This is a genomic window from Spirulina sp. LEGE 11439 (genome assembly GCF_059821285.1).
This window is the reverse complement of the sequence record NZ_JCAMRX010000004.1, coordinates 169,091-185,532: the sequence shown is the minus strand read 5'-3', so window position 1 is coordinate 185,532 and position 16,442 is coordinate 169,091. Positions and strand designations below refer to the sequence as shown.

The 16,442-nt window shown below is 43.5% G+C and carries 16 protein-coding genes and 2 tRNA genes; 8 read left to right on the top strand and 10 right to left on the bottom strand.

All coding sequences use genetic code 11. From position 1 onward, the window contains the following. Nucleotide 1: 1 nt before the first annotated feature. From AC6RV6_RS04560 to AC6RV6_RS04550, 3 genes are all read right to left on the bottom strand, one after another. Entirely contained in the window at nt 2-202 is a 201-nt protein-coding gene (locus tag AC6RV6_RS04560) for an HNH endonuclease (RefSeq protein WP_500239263.1), read from the bottom strand. Between the two features lie 79 nt (nt 203-281). Further along, nucleotides 282-800, bottom strand: a complete 519-nt coding sequence (locus tag AC6RV6_RS04555) for a DUF2062 domain-containing protein (protein ID WP_500239261.1) — start codon at nt 798-800, stop codon at nt 282-284. A 25-nt stretch (nt 801-825) separates the two neighbouring features. Continuing rightward, nucleotides 826-1,116 carry a hypothetical protein gene (locus AC6RV6_RS04550; RefSeq protein ID WP_500239259.1) on the bottom strand — a complete coding sequence of 97 codons (291 nt, stop codon included), beginning with the start codon at nt 1,114-1,116 and terminating at the stop codon, nt 826-828. 67 nt (nt 1,117-1,183) lie between these two features. Here AC6RV6_RS04550 and mnmE point away from each other — a divergent pair, with 67 nt between their 5' ends. Further along, nucleotides 1,184-2,566: a tRNA uridine-5-carboxymethylaminomethyl(34) synthesis GTPase MnmE gene (gene mnmE / locus AC6RV6_RS04545; RefSeq protein ID WP_500239258.1), complete on the top strand. Its 1,383-nt coding sequence runs from the start codon at nt 1,184-1,186 to the stop codon at nt 2,564-2,566. 51 nt (nt 2,567-2,617) lie between these two features. On the opposite strand, the gene murA is transcribed toward mnmE, so the two are convergent. Then, nucleotides 2,618-3,979: a UDP-N-acetylglucosamine 1-carboxyvinyltransferase gene (gene murA, locus AC6RV6_RS04540; RefSeq protein ID WP_500239256.1), complete on the bottom strand. Its 1,362-nt coding sequence runs from the start codon at nt 3,977-3,979 to the stop codon at nt 2,618-2,620. 239 nt (nt 3,980-4,218) lie between these two features. On the opposite strand from murA, the gene AC6RV6_RS04535 reads away from it, so the two are divergent. From AC6RV6_RS04535 to AC6RV6_RS04525, 3 genes are all read left to right on the top strand, one after another. Continuing rightward, a tRNA-Leu gene (locus AC6RV6_RS04535) sits at nt 4,219-4,303 on the top strand. Between the two features lie 119 nt (nt 4,304-4,422). Beyond that, a complete protein-coding gene (locus tag AC6RV6_RS04530) occupies nt 4,423-4,953 on the top strand; it encodes a DUF4330 domain-containing protein (RefSeq protein ID WP_500239254.1) in 531 nt (176 codons plus the stop codon). 96 nt (nt 4,954-5,049) lie between these two features. Further along, nucleotides 5,050-5,679: a DedA family protein gene (locus tag AC6RV6_RS04525; RefSeq protein ID WP_500239252.1), complete on the top strand. Its 630-nt coding sequence runs from the start codon at nt 5,050-5,052 to the stop codon at nt 5,677-5,679. A gap of 4 nt (nt 5,680-5,683) precedes the next feature. Here the strand turns inward: AC6RV6_RS04525 and AC6RV6_RS04520 are convergent, their stop codons facing one another. Continuing rightward, complete coding sequence (locus AC6RV6_RS04520) at nt 5,684-6,373, bottom strand: acyl carrier protein phosphodiesterase (RefSeq protein ID WP_500239249.1); 690 nt, start codon at nt 6,371-6,373, stop codon at nt 5,684-5,686. A 33-nt stretch (nt 6,374-6,406) separates the two neighbouring features. Between AC6RV6_RS04520 and AC6RV6_RS04515 the strand changes: the two genes are divergently transcribed. Then, nucleotides 6,407-7,027: a cyclase family protein gene (locus tag AC6RV6_RS04515; RefSeq protein ID WP_500239247.1), complete on the top strand. Its 621-nt coding sequence runs from the start codon at nt 6,407-6,409 to the stop codon at nt 7,025-7,027. A gap of 41 nt (nt 7,028-7,068) precedes the next feature. Here AC6RV6_RS04515 and AC6RV6_RS04510 read toward each other — a convergent pair whose 3' ends face one another. Further along, nucleotides 7,069-8,418 (bottom strand): hypothetical protein, encoded by a 1,350-nt coding sequence (locus AC6RV6_RS04510; protein WP_500239246.1) that lies wholly within the window; start codon nt 8,416-8,418, stop codon nt 7,069-7,071. Between AC6RV6_RS04510 and AC6RV6_RS04505 the strand changes: the two genes are divergently transcribed. Then, the gene (locus AC6RV6_RS04505) at nt 8,417-9,175 is read left to right on the top strand and encodes a Uma2 family endonuclease (protein WP_500239245.1); all 759 of its coding nucleotides are present in this window, start codon (nt 8,417-8,419) and stop codon (nt 9,173-9,175) included. The two genes, AC6RV6_RS04510 and AC6RV6_RS04505, sit on opposite strands and share 2 nt — an antisense overlap. A gap of 30 nt (nt 9,176-9,205) precedes the next feature. Here AC6RV6_RS04505 and AC6RV6_RS04500 read toward each other — a convergent pair whose 3' ends face one another. From AC6RV6_RS04500 to AC6RV6_RS04490, 3 genes are all read right to left on the bottom strand, one after another. Then, nucleotides 9,206-9,571, bottom strand: coding sequence for a DUF5615 family PIN-like protein (locus AC6RV6_RS04500; RefSeq protein WP_500239244.1), 366 nt, complete (start codon nt 9,569-9,571; stop codon nt 9,206-9,208). A gap of 11 nt (nt 9,572-9,582) precedes the next feature. Beyond that, the gene (locus tag AC6RV6_RS04495) at nt 9,583-9,924 is read right to left on the bottom strand and encodes a DUF433 domain-containing protein (RefSeq protein WP_500239243.1); all 342 of its coding nucleotides are present in this window, start codon (nt 9,922-9,924) and stop codon (nt 9,583-9,585) included. Between the two features lie 82 nt (nt 9,925-10,006). Next, entirely contained in the window at nt 10,007-14,380 is a 4,374-nt protein-coding gene (locus AC6RV6_RS04490; protein WP_500239242.1) for a CHAT domain-containing protein, read from the bottom strand. Between the two features lie 240 nt (nt 14,381-14,620). On the opposite strand from AC6RV6_RS04490, the gene AC6RV6_RS04485 reads away from it, so the two are divergent. Together AC6RV6_RS04485 and AC6RV6_RS04480 are read left to right on the top strand one after the other, a co-directional pair. Beyond that, nucleotides 14,621-15,010 carry a C6orf136 family protein gene (locus AC6RV6_RS04485; RefSeq protein WP_500239240.1) on the top strand — a complete coding sequence of 130 codons (390 nt, stop codon included), beginning with the start codon at nt 14,621-14,623 and terminating at the stop codon, nt 15,008-15,010. Between the two features lie 41 nt (nt 15,011-15,051). Beyond that, on the top strand, nt 15,052-16,227 hold the full coding sequence (locus AC6RV6_RS04480; protein ID WP_500239238.1) for a TRC40/GET3/ArsA family transport-energizing ATPase: 1,176 nt from the start codon (nt 15,052-15,054) through the stop codon (nt 16,225-16,227). Nucleotides 16,228-16,354: 127 nt separating this feature from the next. Here the strand turns inward: AC6RV6_RS04480 and AC6RV6_RS04475 are convergent. Then, a tRNA-Gly gene (locus AC6RV6_RS04475) sits at nt 16,355-16,426 on the bottom strand. Nucleotides 16,427-16,442: the final 16 nt, after the last annotated feature.

Below are 16,442 nucleotides of genomic sequence, written 5' to 3'. Positions count from 1 at the left end.
TTCAATGGTTGCTTTTGCGACTATTACAAGCCCGACATAATGCTTGCCCATTCCAAACTTGAGTTGCTCCTTGTTTAGAATAAGGAAGGCGGTGATCGGCAGCAAAATTATTGGGGGTGAGAGGTACGCCGCAGATTTGGCAGCAATAACCCGCACGACGCAATAACAAGAGTTTTTGCGCCTTGGTAAAACACCGTCTCATAAAAGTTTTAATTCTATATTGATTTTTTAGTCTATCAGAAGTTGTTCAAAACGTCAACTCAGATAGAAACTCTCATAATTTAGCGCGATCGCCGATAGCGTCGAATCAAAGTCAAACTGAGAAAATAGCCCCCAGTCCCTGCAATTAAACCCACCACAAAACAGCCTGAAAATAAGCGTAAGATAAAATCCGATCCCACCTTTAACACCTCGGGAGAATTCCAGTCAATCTTTTCTAAAGTAATATTTTTGCCCCCTAATAACCAACGCCCCACGGCAAAATTAAAAGTATAAATCGGCACGTAAGTTAAAGGATTGCTCACCCAAGTAGCGGTGGCGGCGGCCAACTTATTGCCGCGAAAAAAGGCAGCGAGAATTAAACCGATAATAGTTTGTAAGCCAAACAAAGGAAAAAATCCGGCAAACATTCCCACTGCAATACCTCGGGCGATCGCTTTAGGACTCCCTTCTAAACGTAAAAAACGCAGATAGTAATATTTAAGCGATCGCTTCCACCCAGATTGAGATTTTCGGCGCTGAGATTGACGACGGTGACGCTGCGATCGGGAGGAAGAATTATGCAGGGAAGAATGTGGCATTATTTAGTACATTTTTGGCCTTTTTTTAAGATAACTTAATTATTCTTAAAGCGTCACGGGAGATTCTACGTAAATCGTCGGATTTAATATTCTCAATTTCATAACGCTCAACTTCTAAACGTGCCAGCAAACCAAAAATATTAATATGATAAATCTGAGTAAAAATAATAGTTACAATCAAAATCAGCAAGATATTCGAGATAACCTTGATAACTAAAAGTAATAATATTCCCAAAATCCGCTTGCGATCGAGAGCAAAAATTTCTTGATAGAGGTTTGGGCGATCGCGTTTAACCAGATCGTTAATAGCTGACATGAGCCAACACCACTAAGACAGCGAACTTTTCAATTATGATGCCATATAGCGTTTAATCGGGAGAAATATGTCCCACTCCCCACTTCAAGGGGAAACGATCGCCGCGATCGCAACGGCGGTTGTTCCCGAACAAGGCAGCATTGGTATTGTGAGATTATCTGGCGCACAAGCGTTAGAAATTGCCCAACGAATTTTTTACGCCCCCGGCAAGCAACAATGGCAGAGTCATCGAATTCTCTACGGTGCAATTCGCCACCCGCAAACCCAAAAACAGATTGATGAAGCACTGCTATTAATCATGCAGGCACCGCGATCGTTTACCCGGGAAGACGTAGTGGAATTCCACTGTCACGGCGGCATGATTCCCGTGCAGCAAGTGCTGCAACTCTGCCTCGAATGCGGGGCGAAATTGGCGCAACCGGGGGAATTTACCCTGCGTGCCTTCCTCAACGGCAGAATTGACCTCACCCAAGCGGAAAGCGTTGCCGATCTGGTGGGGGCGAGATCGCCCCAAGCGGCACAAATTGCCCTCGCGGGGTTGCAAGGGAAATTAGCGACCCCCATTCGCCAACTGCGGCAAACTTGTTTAGATATTCTCGCAGAAGTGGAGGCGAGAATTGATTTTGAGGACGACTTGCCTCCTTTAAATGAAACAGAAATTTGCGATCGCTTGCAATCTGTCCTCGCAGCAGTGAAAAATATCCTCGCCACTGCCGATCGCGGACAACTCCTTCGCAGTGGGCTAAAAGTTGCCATTGTCGGCGCGCCTAATGTGGGAAAATCCAGTTTATTGAACGCTTGGAGTCGCAGCGATCGCGCTATTGTCACCGATCTTCCCGGTACAACGCGGGACGTAGTAGAATCCCATCTTATCGTCGGCGGCATTCCCGTCCAGGTCTTGGATACCGCCGGAATTCGCGAAACCGAGGATACCGTAGAACAAATCGGCGTTGAGCGATCGCAAAAAGCCGCCCGAGAAGCGGATCTCATTCTCCTCGCGATCGATGCGAGTAAAGGCTGGACGCAAGATGAATCAGAGATTTACGCTCACCTCAAGCACCGTCCCCTCATTCTCGTTATCAATAAAATCGATCTTGCCTCCCGCGATCGCATTGCCTATCCCCCCGAGATCGAGCGCATTGCCCAGACTTGTGCCATTAGCGATCGGGGCATCGATCGCCTTGAAACCGCCATTCTCGAAACCATCCACAGCGAAAATTTAACCGCCGCCAACCTCAATCTCGCCATCAACCAACGACAAGAGGCGGCTTTAACTCGAGTTAAAGCCGCCCTAGAATGCGTTCAAAACACAATTGAACGCGATCTTCCCCTTGACTTTTGGACGATCGACCTGCGCGATGCCATTCGTATCCTTGGGGAAATTACGGGAGAAGATGTCACCGAATCCGTATTAGAGCGGATTTTCAGTCGTTTTTGTATTGGTAAATAGTTACTGGTTATTGAGAACCGAACAACAAATAACCAACAACAAACAACGAAACTAAATCGTGACCCGTTCTACTTTTGCACCCAATTTGCGAAGTTTTCCTTCCAAATTTTCGTAACCACGATCGAGATGGCGCAGTCCTTTCATGAGTGTTTCGCCATCGGCAGCCAAACCGGCTAAAACTAGCGCCGCCGAAGCTCGCAGATCCGTCCCCGATACAGGCGCTCCCGACAACAGGGGAACGCCGCGAATAATCGCATTTTCTCCCTTAATGCGAATATCGGCTCCCATGCGAACCAATTCCGGCACGTGACCCATGCGATTTTCAAACACTGTTTCCGTGACGACGCTATTGCCTTCACTCAAACTCAACAAAGTCATAAATTGAGCCTGCATATCCGTAGGAAAACCGGGATAGGGGAGGGTCTCGATATCCGTCGCCCGTAGTTCCCCCGGAATAATTCGCAAGCGGTTGGGTTCTTCAAACAGGATCTGACACCCCATTTCCTTGAGTTTCGCGATCGCCGGGGTTAAATGCTCGGGAATGACCGGAGAAAGGGTGATTTCCGAGCGCGTGATCGCCCCAGCCACCAAAAAAGTTCCCGTTTCAATGCGATCGGGAATGATGGAATAGTCCGTCGTATGCAGCCTTGGCATCCCGACGATAATAATGGTATTCGTTCCCGCACCGCGAATTTTTGCTCCCATCGCCCGACAGAAGTTCGCTAAATCTTCCACCTCCGGCTCTTGAGCGGCGTTCTCGATGACGGTTTCCCCCTCTGCGAGGGTGGCTGCCATCATCAAGGTTTCTGTCGCGCCAACGCTAGGATAATCGAGATAAATTTTTGCGCCTTTTAATTTACCGCCGCGGCCTTTCACATCGGCATAAACAATTCCGTGTTCGATCCGAACCTCCGCGCCTAAGGCCTGTAAGCCCCGGACGTGGAGATCTACCGGACGAGCGCCGATCGCACAACCGCCTGGTAGAGGAACTCGCGCCGATCCTAGCCGAGCCACTAAGGAACCGATTACAAAAAAACTAGCTCTTAACTGCGAAACTAATTCGTAAGGTGCTTTGGAGGTGGAAAGATTGCTGGCATCAATATCGAGGGCATCTCCTTGTCGTTGTAACTTCACTCCGAGGGCTTGTAAAACCTGCCCCATTCTGCCGATATCCACTAGAGAAGGGACATTTCTCAGCCGACAGGGTTCGGGACAAAGCAACGCTCCAGCCATGAGGACGAGAGCGGAATTTTTTGCGCCACTAATGCGAACATTACCGCTTAGAGGTCGTCCTCCCCAAATCCGAAGGGCTTCTTGCACTTCATCCGAGGGAGCTTGGGCTTGAGTTGGGCTTAGAGAGAGATTTGTTGCTCTATTTTCCACAATTTGTTCGAGTTTTGCGAAGTTTTGCAATTTTTTGTTTTGATATTACCAAAAAGATTCACAATGTCCAGAGAAACTGGAGGATCTTGTCAGCAATTCCTGAAAGAAGGCGACAAATTAGGCACAAAATGGTATATTCGATCTCATTTTTCTGCGATCGCACTAAAATTCTTTCAATGTTTCTTGTTTTCCGCCATCGAGATAAGTCTTCGGGGCAATCTTGAAAAATTTTAATATTTGTGGCATAATAGTTTACTGCATTGTGACCTGCGGAACTGGCGGAATTGGTAGACGCGCTAGATTCAGGTTCTAGTGGGAGATAATCCTGTGCGAGTTCAAGTCTCGCGTTCCGCATTTTCCTCTTTTTTCTCATCCCTCTTTTTTTCTCTCATATTTGTTGGCTTTTAAAATCGCCATTTGAGGTGCGATCGCTGATAATCTTCAATAAGTCTTGCAATTTCATAAAACAGTCAATGAACATTATCGATTCTAAAGGGCGCTTATTTGGCAAACTCAATATTCTTGACTTGGGAGCGGCTTTAGTTATTCTATGCGTCATTATTGGTATCTTTTTTGTCCCCGGAACATCAGGATCTTTAGCACAAGTTACCTCAACGAAACCCATTGAAGTTGATGTCGTGGTGCGAGGATTAAGCGTTAAAAATCCTGACGAACTTCTGCAAGAAATGCAGGAAGCAGGAAAGACTGATATTATCATTCGCAACCAACCTAGCGGCTCGGTGGAGATTAAGGAAATAGAATTATTGGAAAGACAAATTATTGTGACGCAACCCGATGGCTCTGTCAAAACGATCCCCGATCCGCGCACTTCTGCAGATGCTTTCAGCACCGATCTACTCATTACGTTAACTGGAAAAGCTCAGATTACCGATAATGGGGCAGTCTTGGGTAAAAATCAAATCAAAATTGGCAAGACGGTGGAACTCGACGGCCAAAGTTATAACTTTAACGGGAGTGTCATTGGCGTTCGCATTGTTGATTAGATTTTATCACGAGCTTTTACCTTCCTTGATTGACATCTCCCGCCTATACCCGTCAAGATAGAGAAAGAAAATAAAATCTTTCTAAAAATTCTCTCTATGTCGTTAGAAATTTTTTCCTTAGAGACGATTCAAGAACTTGCTCGTCATTACGGTTATTGGGTGGTCTTTCTGGGAATTTCTTTGGAAAATACTGGAATTCCCATACCGGGAGAGACAATTACCATTGTTGGAGGGTTTTTGGCAGGAAGTGGCGAACTCAATTATCAGTGGGTTTTAGTTAGCGCGATGGGAGGCGCAATCCTCGGCGATAATTTTGGTTATTGGTTGGGAAGATGGGGTGGATTATCTTTATTAGAACGCATCGAACGCTTTTTTCACATTCCCGAACGACACTTAACAGAAGCTAGAAATCAATTTAGTAAAAATGCGGCGAAAGCTGTATTTTTTGGACGATTTGTAGCACTGTTGCGAATTTTTGCCGGTCCTTTAGCCGGCATTACGCAAATGCCTTATCCTCAATTTTTACTGTGTAATTTTGGTGGTGCTGTCATTTGGGCATTAGTGACAGTAACGTTTTCCTATATTGTCGGACAAGTCGTTCCTTTACATCAATTGGCAAATTGGGCGGCACAATTGGGTTTTTTAGCATTATTGGGAATTGCAGCTTGGATTGCAATTCCGATGTGGAGGGAGTCTCGTCAGAAACAAAAACTTGAAGAAAATTAGAGGATTAGCGATCGCATAATTGCCTCATGTACGCGATGAGTTCTGGAAAAAATTCCAGAAAATCTCGTTCTAAGTCTTGATAATGTTCTTGAAGATCGAGTCCTGCGCGATCGAGGGGATTAATTCGCTTAAATCGTCGCGAAATACGAGTTAACGTCAATTCAATTCCGGCCAAAGTTCGATAAGTGTTCAACCAGTTTTCTTTTTGGATTCTAGGAAGGATGAATTTGAGATTCTCCGGTAAGATTTCTGAATTTATTTGTAAAATTTTGTAGATATTCTGAATAAATTCTTCTCGATTTTCCGAGGAAAACTGAGACCAATGTAAAGACAAAAAATGATCGTAATAAATATCGATCGCTATCCCCGAATAATGTCTTTGATTATGACTAATTCGCTTTTTACTGCGACAATAAATCTTGTGAGTATCGGTGAAAGCGTCAATTTTTCGATGTTGTCGGATACCGCGAATAATCTCCGGGCTATAAATATTGGTATAGTTTTCTAAAGAACCCTTGACAAAATCCCCCAACAAGTTTCCGATTTTAGATTCGGGGGTATCTTCTGCTAAAAATAAATGGGCGAGATAATTCATGCGAGAAGAAAGTGAATAGATTGATTCAAATGATATTGCTAAAATGATATTGCGATCGCATTTTACCTTAGTTTTGTGCCAAAATTGTTGGCATAACAATTGAAAATCTTAAAAGAAGTGACAGAGTGAATAATGAGTAAACTATTCGATTTAACGCATACATTTAATGACAATATGCCCGTTTACCCCGGCGATCCTTGTGTCAATTTCTATCAAATCGCCTCTCTGGAAAAAGATGGATTTAACGATCGCAAAATTGAATCGGGTTTGCACGTCGGGACTCATATGGATGCGCCTCTTCATATTATTGCAGGGGGAAAATATATCTCGGAACTTTCTCTGAGTAAATTTTCGGGAAGAGGACACTTAATCGATGTTCGTGGAAGGGAAAAAATAGAGATAGATGTTTTGCGCGATCGCGATATCAAACAAGGAGATATCTTATTATTTTGCACGGGATATTCTCAAAAGTTTCGCGATCCCGACTATTATACAACTTATCCAGAACTTTCAATAACTTTAGCCAAGCAGATTGTTAGTTTAAAAATCAATATGGTTGGACTCGACTCCCCCAGTCCCGATCGCTCTCCTTTTCTCATTCATAAAATTCTTTTAGGAAACGATGTGCTGATTATTGAAAACCTGACTAATTTAGAGCAATTATTAGATGTACCTGTTTTTCGCATTATGGCATATCCGATCAAATTTCAGGCTGGAGGTGCGCCAGTTAGAGTGATTGCTGAATCTTGTTAAATCAAGATGATTGGAGTGATGCGATCGCATCTAATTTTCAATCACGCAACCCATTGATGTTGAGCAAAACGCAGTCCAAACAAGAATAATAATACTGCAAAAAAGACTGTTATCGCATATCCCCAACGTGGATACTTTTGGAGAAAGATTCCTAAAGCAATAGAAGTTGAAACAATCCCGTAAACATAGCGTTCTGCTGAAGTCGTCCGACCGGAACTAAAGATAATACAAAAACTAAAAAAAGCATAAAGTAGCGCGATCGCCGGCATTTTCTTGCGAGTCTGCCAGAGCAAATAAATTCCCCCTAAAACCATAACAGTATTCAGAAAAGGATCTCCAGCAATTAACCATAAAGCTAAAAATAATACACCCAATCCCAAATCGACCCCGATAGAAGGAATGCGATCTCGAAATTTCCATAATAAGAAACCGAGAATACCAACTGTAAAAATAATCAAAGGATGCCAAGGATCGATTAGCGTTCCAGACTTCATATTGGCATGACCAAAAAGAATTTGACCGAACATAACGAGCCATCCCTGACCAAAAAAATCTTGTTCGGGTTGCCATGCTTTTTGTACTTTGAGAAAAGCTAAAGGTTCGTTAAATTGCAGCCAACAATATAAACTATATAAAATCAAGCCACCACTGGCGATAAAACTGGCAAGATAAGCAGGAAAAGGACGACGTTTGCGCCATGCCAACACTAAAAATGCGGGGACGAGGGCCAGTCCAGTAATGCGCGTTGCCGTGGCTAATATGCCCCAAAATGCGGCTAAAAAATGACGCTGGCGATCGAATGCAGCTAAAGCCGCCGTACTGCATAATAAAAATAATCCTTCTGTATAAATTACCGTTCCGAAAAGTGAAAATGGACACCAAGCAAGCATTGCGGTTGACCATCGCGCCACATTTTTTCCTTGATAGCTTTCTAGCCAATTGTAGAGAATGAATAGCGCCCCTAAAAAAGCACAATTATTCACCAATGTTGCAGCAGCAGCAAAAGGTAAACCTAAACCCATGACCAATTTTGTTAAGAGGGGAAGCAAAGGAAAAAAAGCAACATTATAACCCTGACCATCATTAATATAGTTGTAGCCTTCAACCGCGATCGCATGATAGGCTGCACTATCCCAAGCAAAAAATACATCCCAACCTTGAGGGACGCTTCTCGCACCATCTGGAACATCAAGTAAGGGTGCAATAACCACCATTGCCAAGACTATTAAACCGCGACTGGTTAACCCCATTAAAAGTGGAAATAACCAGCGATCGCGTTGAAAAACCGTTTCCATTTTCTGCATTTTTTTGCTCTTTTGCGATCGCTTGAATTGCAAGCGTGAATGATTTGTTATGATACAATTATTCTTAACCGAATTGTTTGCGGCCATGACTTTTTCCGAAACGGTTATCCCTATACTTGACCATACTCAACTTCCCTGTGAAGATGGAACTTTTGTGAAGAATTTTCAAGAACACCCTCAAAGTATCCTCCTCACCACTTCGATCCGTCCTATCTTGGATCGCCGTCATCCTGACGGACAGTATTGTATTGGACAAGATAGCGGTATTTATTGGCGCATGACCGATCCCCCGCAAGATGGTGCAGAAGCCCCCGATTGGTTTTACGTTCCCCATGTCCCCCCTACTTTAGAGGGGCAAGTACGTCGCTCTTATGTTCTGTGGCGAGAAATTATTCCGCCGCAAATCGTTTTAGAGTTTGTTTCAGGCAATGGTAGGGAAGAACGAGATATAACGCCTTGGAAAGGGAAATTTTGGGTGTATGAGACCGTAATTCGACCTGCATACTATGGCATTTATGAAGTCAGGCGAGAACGAGTGGAGGTTTATCAATTAGTGAGAGATCGTTACGAACTGCTTTCTCCCAACGCTCGAGGACACTTTCCTATCGAGACATTAGGCATAGAATTGGGAATTTGGCAAGGACGATATCAAAATTTAGAATTACCTTGGTTACGGTGGTGGGATGATGAGGGGAATTTATTACTAACGGGAGAGGAAAGAGCCGATCTCGAACAGGAAAGAGCCGATCGCGCCGAAGCCAGTGTACAGGAGGAACGAGAGAAAAATCAACAGTTACGCGATCGCCTTTTGCAATTAGGGGTCGATCCCGATAGTTTGCCTTGATTTTGCGCGATCGCACTATCCATCGTTGTATTAAGATATAGGCAACCAATACAGTTGATTTTGAATTTCTTCAGCGCTCATGCGATCGAGTAATACCAGCAAACGACGGATTGTTTCTTTGATGGGGATTTGCTTGGAAACAATAATTCCAGAATGCGATCGCGTTTGACTTAAATAGCTCAAATGTAATTCAATAAAGTCAACCGTATTAAATGTAAAAATCGTACGATTTTGTTCGATCGCAAATTCTAGCTGTTGTAAGTCGGATAATCCATTTCGTTTGGCTTCATTGACGCTAAGAACATCATATCCTTGCTGTCGAAGTGCTTTGCCCAAGTCTCCATGTACGTCTTCGTCCAAGTAAAGGCGAATGTATAAATCGGCATCATTTGACATTTTTTGCGTTCTTATTGAGGAGAAAGTTTACCATTCGCATCGATTTTTAAGTTGAAGCGATCGCAAATTTGCGAGAGTTCTTCGGCTTTGCGATCACCGTCTATCTCGTTTTGATTGTCGTAGTAATAACTCAGGGCATCGTAAAATTGAGCGAGAGAAAGTTGCGGAAATCCTGCTAATATTTCTTCCGGTGTTTCTTGGTTTTGGTAGTGCGTCACCAAAACTTTTACGGGAATGCGCGTGCCGCGAATGACGGCTTTTCCACCACAAATTCCGGGGGTTTTAGTAATATGGGGATGAGGAGTTCTTCCTTCGGAATTAACGCTAATTTCAATGGTTTGTTGGTCGGACATGGTTTTTTAATGCGATCGCGGGATTTTCTTTTAATTATAAACAGGTGCGATCGCTCCCTCCACTGATAACTGATAACTGAAATTACCAAGGTGAACCCACCAAAGTAAAAGCACTCCAATAGTAAGGATGAGAGAGATCGCGATTTTGGAATCGTTCTAGTAGCGATCGGCTGGAACTGTCAAGATCGAGAGATTGCAACATTTCTTGCCAGAATTCACCATCGAGGTTTTCGCCGCGAATCATAGCAATTTGCGCTCGTCGCAAGGCTTCGGCTTTAATGGTGACATCAGGATCGCTGAGGTGGCGATAGAATTCCCCCATGAGGTTTAAGGTGCCGCCATCAGAAACATACCACAGACTCGCCAATGCAGATTTAGCACCAGTGTTGACCGCTAAACCCGCAAAGCCTAATTCTGCATCTAAGTCTCCCAATGCCGTGCGACAGGCACTCAAAACCAGTAATTCAATAGGATTTTCTTGTTTCCAGTCTAATTCTCGCAAGCGATCGATATCCATTTGTTCATCCCATAATTGGATATAAGTGCCATCTCTGTCACTGGGTCGAAAATCAGCATGGGTAGCAAGGTGGACGATATCCCGTTCTCCGTTCTGACTGTTGATTTTGAGGTTGTCAAAGGTAAAATCTTGATTGAGAAATGTGGTTTCGTCGGTTGATTGTTCGGCGATTAAGGATAATTCAACAGGGACGGCGGGTAAGGGTTCTTGTTCGTCGAATTCAGATGCACCCATTGCAAGAATGCGGGCATCTTGCGAGGAATGGTAGCTGGTATTCGTGAGGCTAACACTAGGGATGATACCCAAGCTATATTTTTCGACGAGAAATTGTTCGCCATCGTGTAGGGCGGCGAGGGGAATGGTTCGCAGTCCAGCGTTTAAACTGAAGACAAGAGTATCGATGTTGAGTCCTTCGAGTTCGGATTCGATAGGAGAAATGAGCCAATTATAAAGCTGTTGGGATGCAGGGAGATAAGCACTCGGACGGCGAGGATTTGTAATAGTTTTCCGCATATCTCTGACGGTTTCTCGCAGTGCTGTGGCATTTGCTGCGGGAATAGTTTTGCGAATGATTTGATCTTCTGGAGTGACAAGGAGCAGTTCTAATTGTTCGGGGAAGGAAAGGGCATAAACAATAACGGCGTTAGTTCCAGTTTCTCTGGCAATGTTTTTGAGAGTTGCGCGGATATTTTCAACGGTTTCTTCTTCATCTGTACTATCAATCACCTCTTCTGCAAATTCCTCAGTAAATAATTCTTCGATCGCGCTAACCGCTTCATTGAGATTATTTGCAATAAAGAGTGTTTTCAATTTAATTTCAACTCTACCCGATCGAGAATTGTAGTAAGCACTATCTAAACTTACTTCAAAGAATCCATCTTCAGTTTCCCAAGTTAAAGTACTATTCTCATTTTTGATAGTAAATCCTTGTTCGTGTCCTGTTCTTCTGATTGCTATTTCTAACAATTCATTTTGACTTTGTGATGGATCGTAAAGCCAGTTATCAGTAATTATCGGAATAGAATTATCGTTAACAAAAATAGAAAAAGGAAAAAGATCGATATTAGAAGAAGGAGTAGAATGAGAAATTGGTTGAGGTTGAGAGAGAGTTTTAGAATTAAGGATGATATTATTGGTTGGATTATTAGCTAGATTCGATGTTGGATTAGCAGTTTGATTAGATAGAAATTCAAAAGCACCAATATCGATAAAATTATCTCGAGAGAATCCTCGTTGATCTTCTGTTAGCGAACCTATATTTGTTCCGGAATTAATAGCAAGGCTATTAGAACGAAGAGCATGAGTTTTTGTTAGACCACCGTTATTAGCTAAGGGATCAAGTTGAGGATCTATATTGATTAGGTTGCCAGTTCCCGAAGAAAGATTAGTAAAAATGGAAGTATTACTAAGCACATTGTAGTTAAAAGTAGTTCCAGTAAAATCTCCACCAAGATCGTTTTTTATTGTGCCAGTGAAATTATCAGCAACAATGGTGTTAATAATATTAAAGATACTCGTACCAGCACGATGAATACCACCGCCATTACCAGTTCCATTGTTATCAACATCAGCTATATTATTAACAATCGTGCTATTCTCAATAATATTATCTACATGATCGCTCCAAATGCCACCACCATAATCGCCAGCAAAATTCCCCGAAATTGTACTATTTCGGAGAATTAAATTACTTGTTGAACTTGATGTTCCTATTCCCCCACCATGTCCTCCAGCTAAATTTACCGAAACAGTTGTATTTACTAGAGTTAAATTTCCAGATTCAAAAGTATCAATTCCACCACCGTGACCACCAGTCCTATTTCCTGAAACTGTACTATCAGTTAAAGTTGAATTTCCCGATTTAAAAGTATCAATTCCACCACCTTGAATACCTGCCGAATTATCTAAAATTGTACTATTTATTACATTCAGATTTCCTGATAATGAAAGGCTAACTCCACCACCTTCACTTCCAGCCGAATTGCCTGAAATCGTACTGTTGGTTATATTCAGGTTTCCTGATCCTGAAAGCTGAATTCCACCACCATTATTGCCAACGCTAACACTACCTCTAGTAATTGTTAGATTATCTAATGTTACCGTTTTGCTGCCTGTAATTTCAAATACTCGCGATGTTTGATTGCCATCAATAACAACATTAGATGCACCAAATGCCCCTGAAATCTCCAAATCTCCACTATTGACATCAATATCTAAATCCGTTTCTCCATCTGGATCGAGTCCGTAGGTCAGCACGATCGCGCCTTGACTCCCATCAAACACTCCCGGATCGAAACGAATTTTATCATCGCCAATTCCCGCACCAACATCCCCTCCCGTTGTATCTGTATCTGTATTCGTATTGTTAATTGCTTCCCGTAACGAAACCTGACCATCTGTAGCTACCGTATCCGCTACTGTCGTTACCGTTAATGTTGCCAACTTCCCTTCATAATTGTCCAAAACTCCCGACGCAAACCCTTCAGATGCCTCAATGTTTCCCGTACTCGCCTCTAAAACCCAATCTCCTCCCAAAGCAGCATTACCTGTTAAATTAATTGATGCTGCAACATCTGCACCTGTTTCCGCAGCGATACTTTCTATAAATAACTGCCCTGTATGTCCCAAAGCTGTCAAACAACTGTAAAGTAAGATATCTGCATTCCCACTCAAAGACTCTCCCCACTCCTGCAACCGATCGCGATAATCATCAAGATTATCAACCGAAACAAAATCGCGACCCAACCAAAAATTCCCTTGGTTTCCCTCTGCCACAATATGAACCTCATCCACCTTTTGCCCCGTTTCTGCTACTGTAGCAAGGCGATCGCCGATCGCTGAAATTCCGCTTTCATCCGGCGTTACCACCACCGAAACCGTACCCGATCGCCCGCCATAGAGTAAATCTTGATAATCTTCCACTGTTGCATCAATAAAAGTATAAGTGAGGGGTGTAGAAGCATCTTGAGGAAATAACGTCACCGTTGGGGCGCTATAAGTTCCATCTCCCGTACTCACCCAAGGCACGAGAGACGGTGCAACCCGCACCCGATTTGCCACCGCCAGATGCACTGTTTCCCCGCTTACATTCCCTGCAAGGGAAACATCTCCCGCATTCATCGGCAAACCTGCACTTTGCAGATCCGTTGGCGTTACTTGGGCGATATTCTTCGCTTCCGGTGCCAATAATTCCGGCAGATCACGCCCTGTAATCCCCGTTAGCAAAGCATCTAGAGGAATCTCCAAACTCAGGATCGTTCCCTCTTGAGAAATGCGTACCAAATTTGTCCCCGGAATGGCCGCGATCGTTACATTTCCTCCCGGTGCGGCAATCGTTCCCAAGTTAAGAACCTCACCTGCTAATAAATTTAGATTTCCCTCTCCCACAACCTGCAAATCCCCTGCATTCACAAGTGCTCCGGGTTGTGCTAAATCAAAAGCAAAGTGAGTCGGATCGCCGATTAAACTTTGATAATCATTATCTCCAACACCATTAAACCACTCGTTCCCCAACCCGATCCGCGTTGCAGTCGTCGCCGTAAAATCTCCCAAAACATTGAGACTGGCCCCCGTCCCAAAAACAATCCCTGCAGGATTCATTAAAAATAGGTTGGAATTCCCCCCTGTCACTTGAATTAAACCGTTAATCAATGAGGGATCGCCGCCCATCACTCGACCTAAAATATTGCGAATATCGGGAGCAGCGAGAAAGTTGGCAATTTGTCCCGCATCGATGCCAAACTGCTCGAAACTGTGAAATAAATTCCGTCCGTCTCGCGATAACTCACCACCGTTGATATTAAAGCGATCGCCATCAACTGTAATAGAAGTCTCACTCCCATTCTCTGGCACGATCGCTTGTGCCAAGACTGCATTTCCCGAACTTAAAATCGCGATCGCTATTAGGATCGGTAAAAGTTGCCCTCTCTCTCCAGCCATTGCACCTACTCCTCAGAGAAATTACTGAGATTTTTCTCCCATCAATGTAATTTGCGGCTCATTTACTGTCAAGCAGGATGTAAAGATTTACAACAGAAAGAAATCAAGGTGAGCGAGCGATTAATCTTGCGATCGCTGCCATGAAAAGCGATCGTTTTCTGGTTTAATTTTAGCGATCGCTTTAACTCAGATTTGATTTTTGAAGGTCTTTCATTATTGTTCGTAGCCAATTGCTAAATTATGGATATTCTCGAAATTCTCCAAGAAGACTATCAGCGTTTTCCCGATAATCAAACCTATAGCATTTATGCGACGGATGTTTATTTTAAAGATCCGATGAATGAATTTCAGGGACGCGATCGCTACCAAAAAACCATTGCTTTTATGGCGCAGTGGTTCAAAAATATAGACCTAGAATTGCACCAAATGACGCGATCGCAAGATACCATTCACAGCCAATGGACTTTAAGTTGGACGACTCCTCTCCCTTGGCAACCCCGCATTACCATCCCCGGACGCAGCGAACTCCAAGTCAATCGCGAAAATCTGATTATTTCTCACATAGATTACTGGAATATTTCCCGCCTCGAGGTTCTCAAACAGCATTTTTCCCCGATTTCCCAGGCCTAAGTTAAAATAATGTAACGAACTTCTCAGATGGGATCGACCTCATGCGCGTAATTTTGATGACAGGGAAAGGCGGCGTTGGCAAAACCTCAGTTGCAGCAGCAACGGGGCTGCGCTGTGCGGAATTGGGGTATAAAACCCTTGTCCTGAGTACCGATCCAGCCCACTCCCTCGCCGATAGTTTCGATATGGAACTCGGACATGAGGCCCAACCCGTGCGATCGAATCTCTGGGGGGCTGAATTAGATGCGCTGATGGAGTTAGAAGGCAATTGGGGGGCAGTGAAACGCTACATTACTCAGGTTTTACAGGCAAGGGGTCTCGACGGCATACAAGCAGAAGAATTGGCAATTCTCCCCGGAATGGACGAAATTTTCGGGCTGGTGCGGATGAAACGCCACTATGATGAGGGCCAATATGATGTTTTAATTGTGGATTCTGCCCCAACGGGAACGGCATTAAGACTCCTCAGCATTCCGGAAGTGGGAGGCTGGTATATGAGAAGATTTTATAAACCGTTACAAACAATGTCTGTCGCCTTGCGTCCTCTTGTAGAACCGCTTTTCAAACCTATTGCTGGATTTTCTTTACCGGATAGTGAGGTGATGGATGCGCCTTACGAGTTTTACGAACAGATTGAAGCCTTAGAAAAGATTTTGACAGATAATACCCAAACGTCAGTACGGTTGGTGACGAATCCCGAAAAAATGGTGATTAAAGAATCCTTACGCGCTCATGCCTATTTAAGTTTATATAATGTTGCCACGGATTTAATTATTGCCAATCGCATTATCCCAGAAGAAGTGAGCGATCCTTTTTTCAAACGCTGGAAAGAAAATCAGGAAATTTATAGACAAGAAATTCATGAGAATTTTCATCCTCTGCCCGTAAAAGAAGTGCCTTTATATTCTGAGGAAATGTGCGGCATTGAAGCCTTAGAAAGATTGAAAGATACTTTATACACAGATGAAGATCCGTCGCAGGTCTATTACCAAGAAAATACTGTACGGGTGGTTCAAGAAGGAGAATATTACAGCTTAGAATTATATTTACCCAGCATGACGAAAGATCAAATTCAGTTGAATAAAACGGGCGATGAATTAAATATTCGCATCGGTAATCATCGCCGTAATTTGGTGTTACCTCATGCGTTGGCTGCGTTAAAGCCAGCCGGAGCAAAGATGGAGTCAGATTATTTGAAAATTCGTTTTAGCGCTTGAAGCGCGATCGCAATTTCATGCAAATTTGAATAAAGACTTGCATGGTAAGGATTGGGAAAAGTAATACAGCAAACATGTAGCCCTAAATTTAGGGCTACATACCGTGTAAATATTTCCGTATTAGTTAAGCGGGTGATGAGGGTCGAACTCACGACATCCACCTTGGCAAGGTGGCGCTCTACCACTGAGCTACACCCGCGTTTTAACCATGCCTT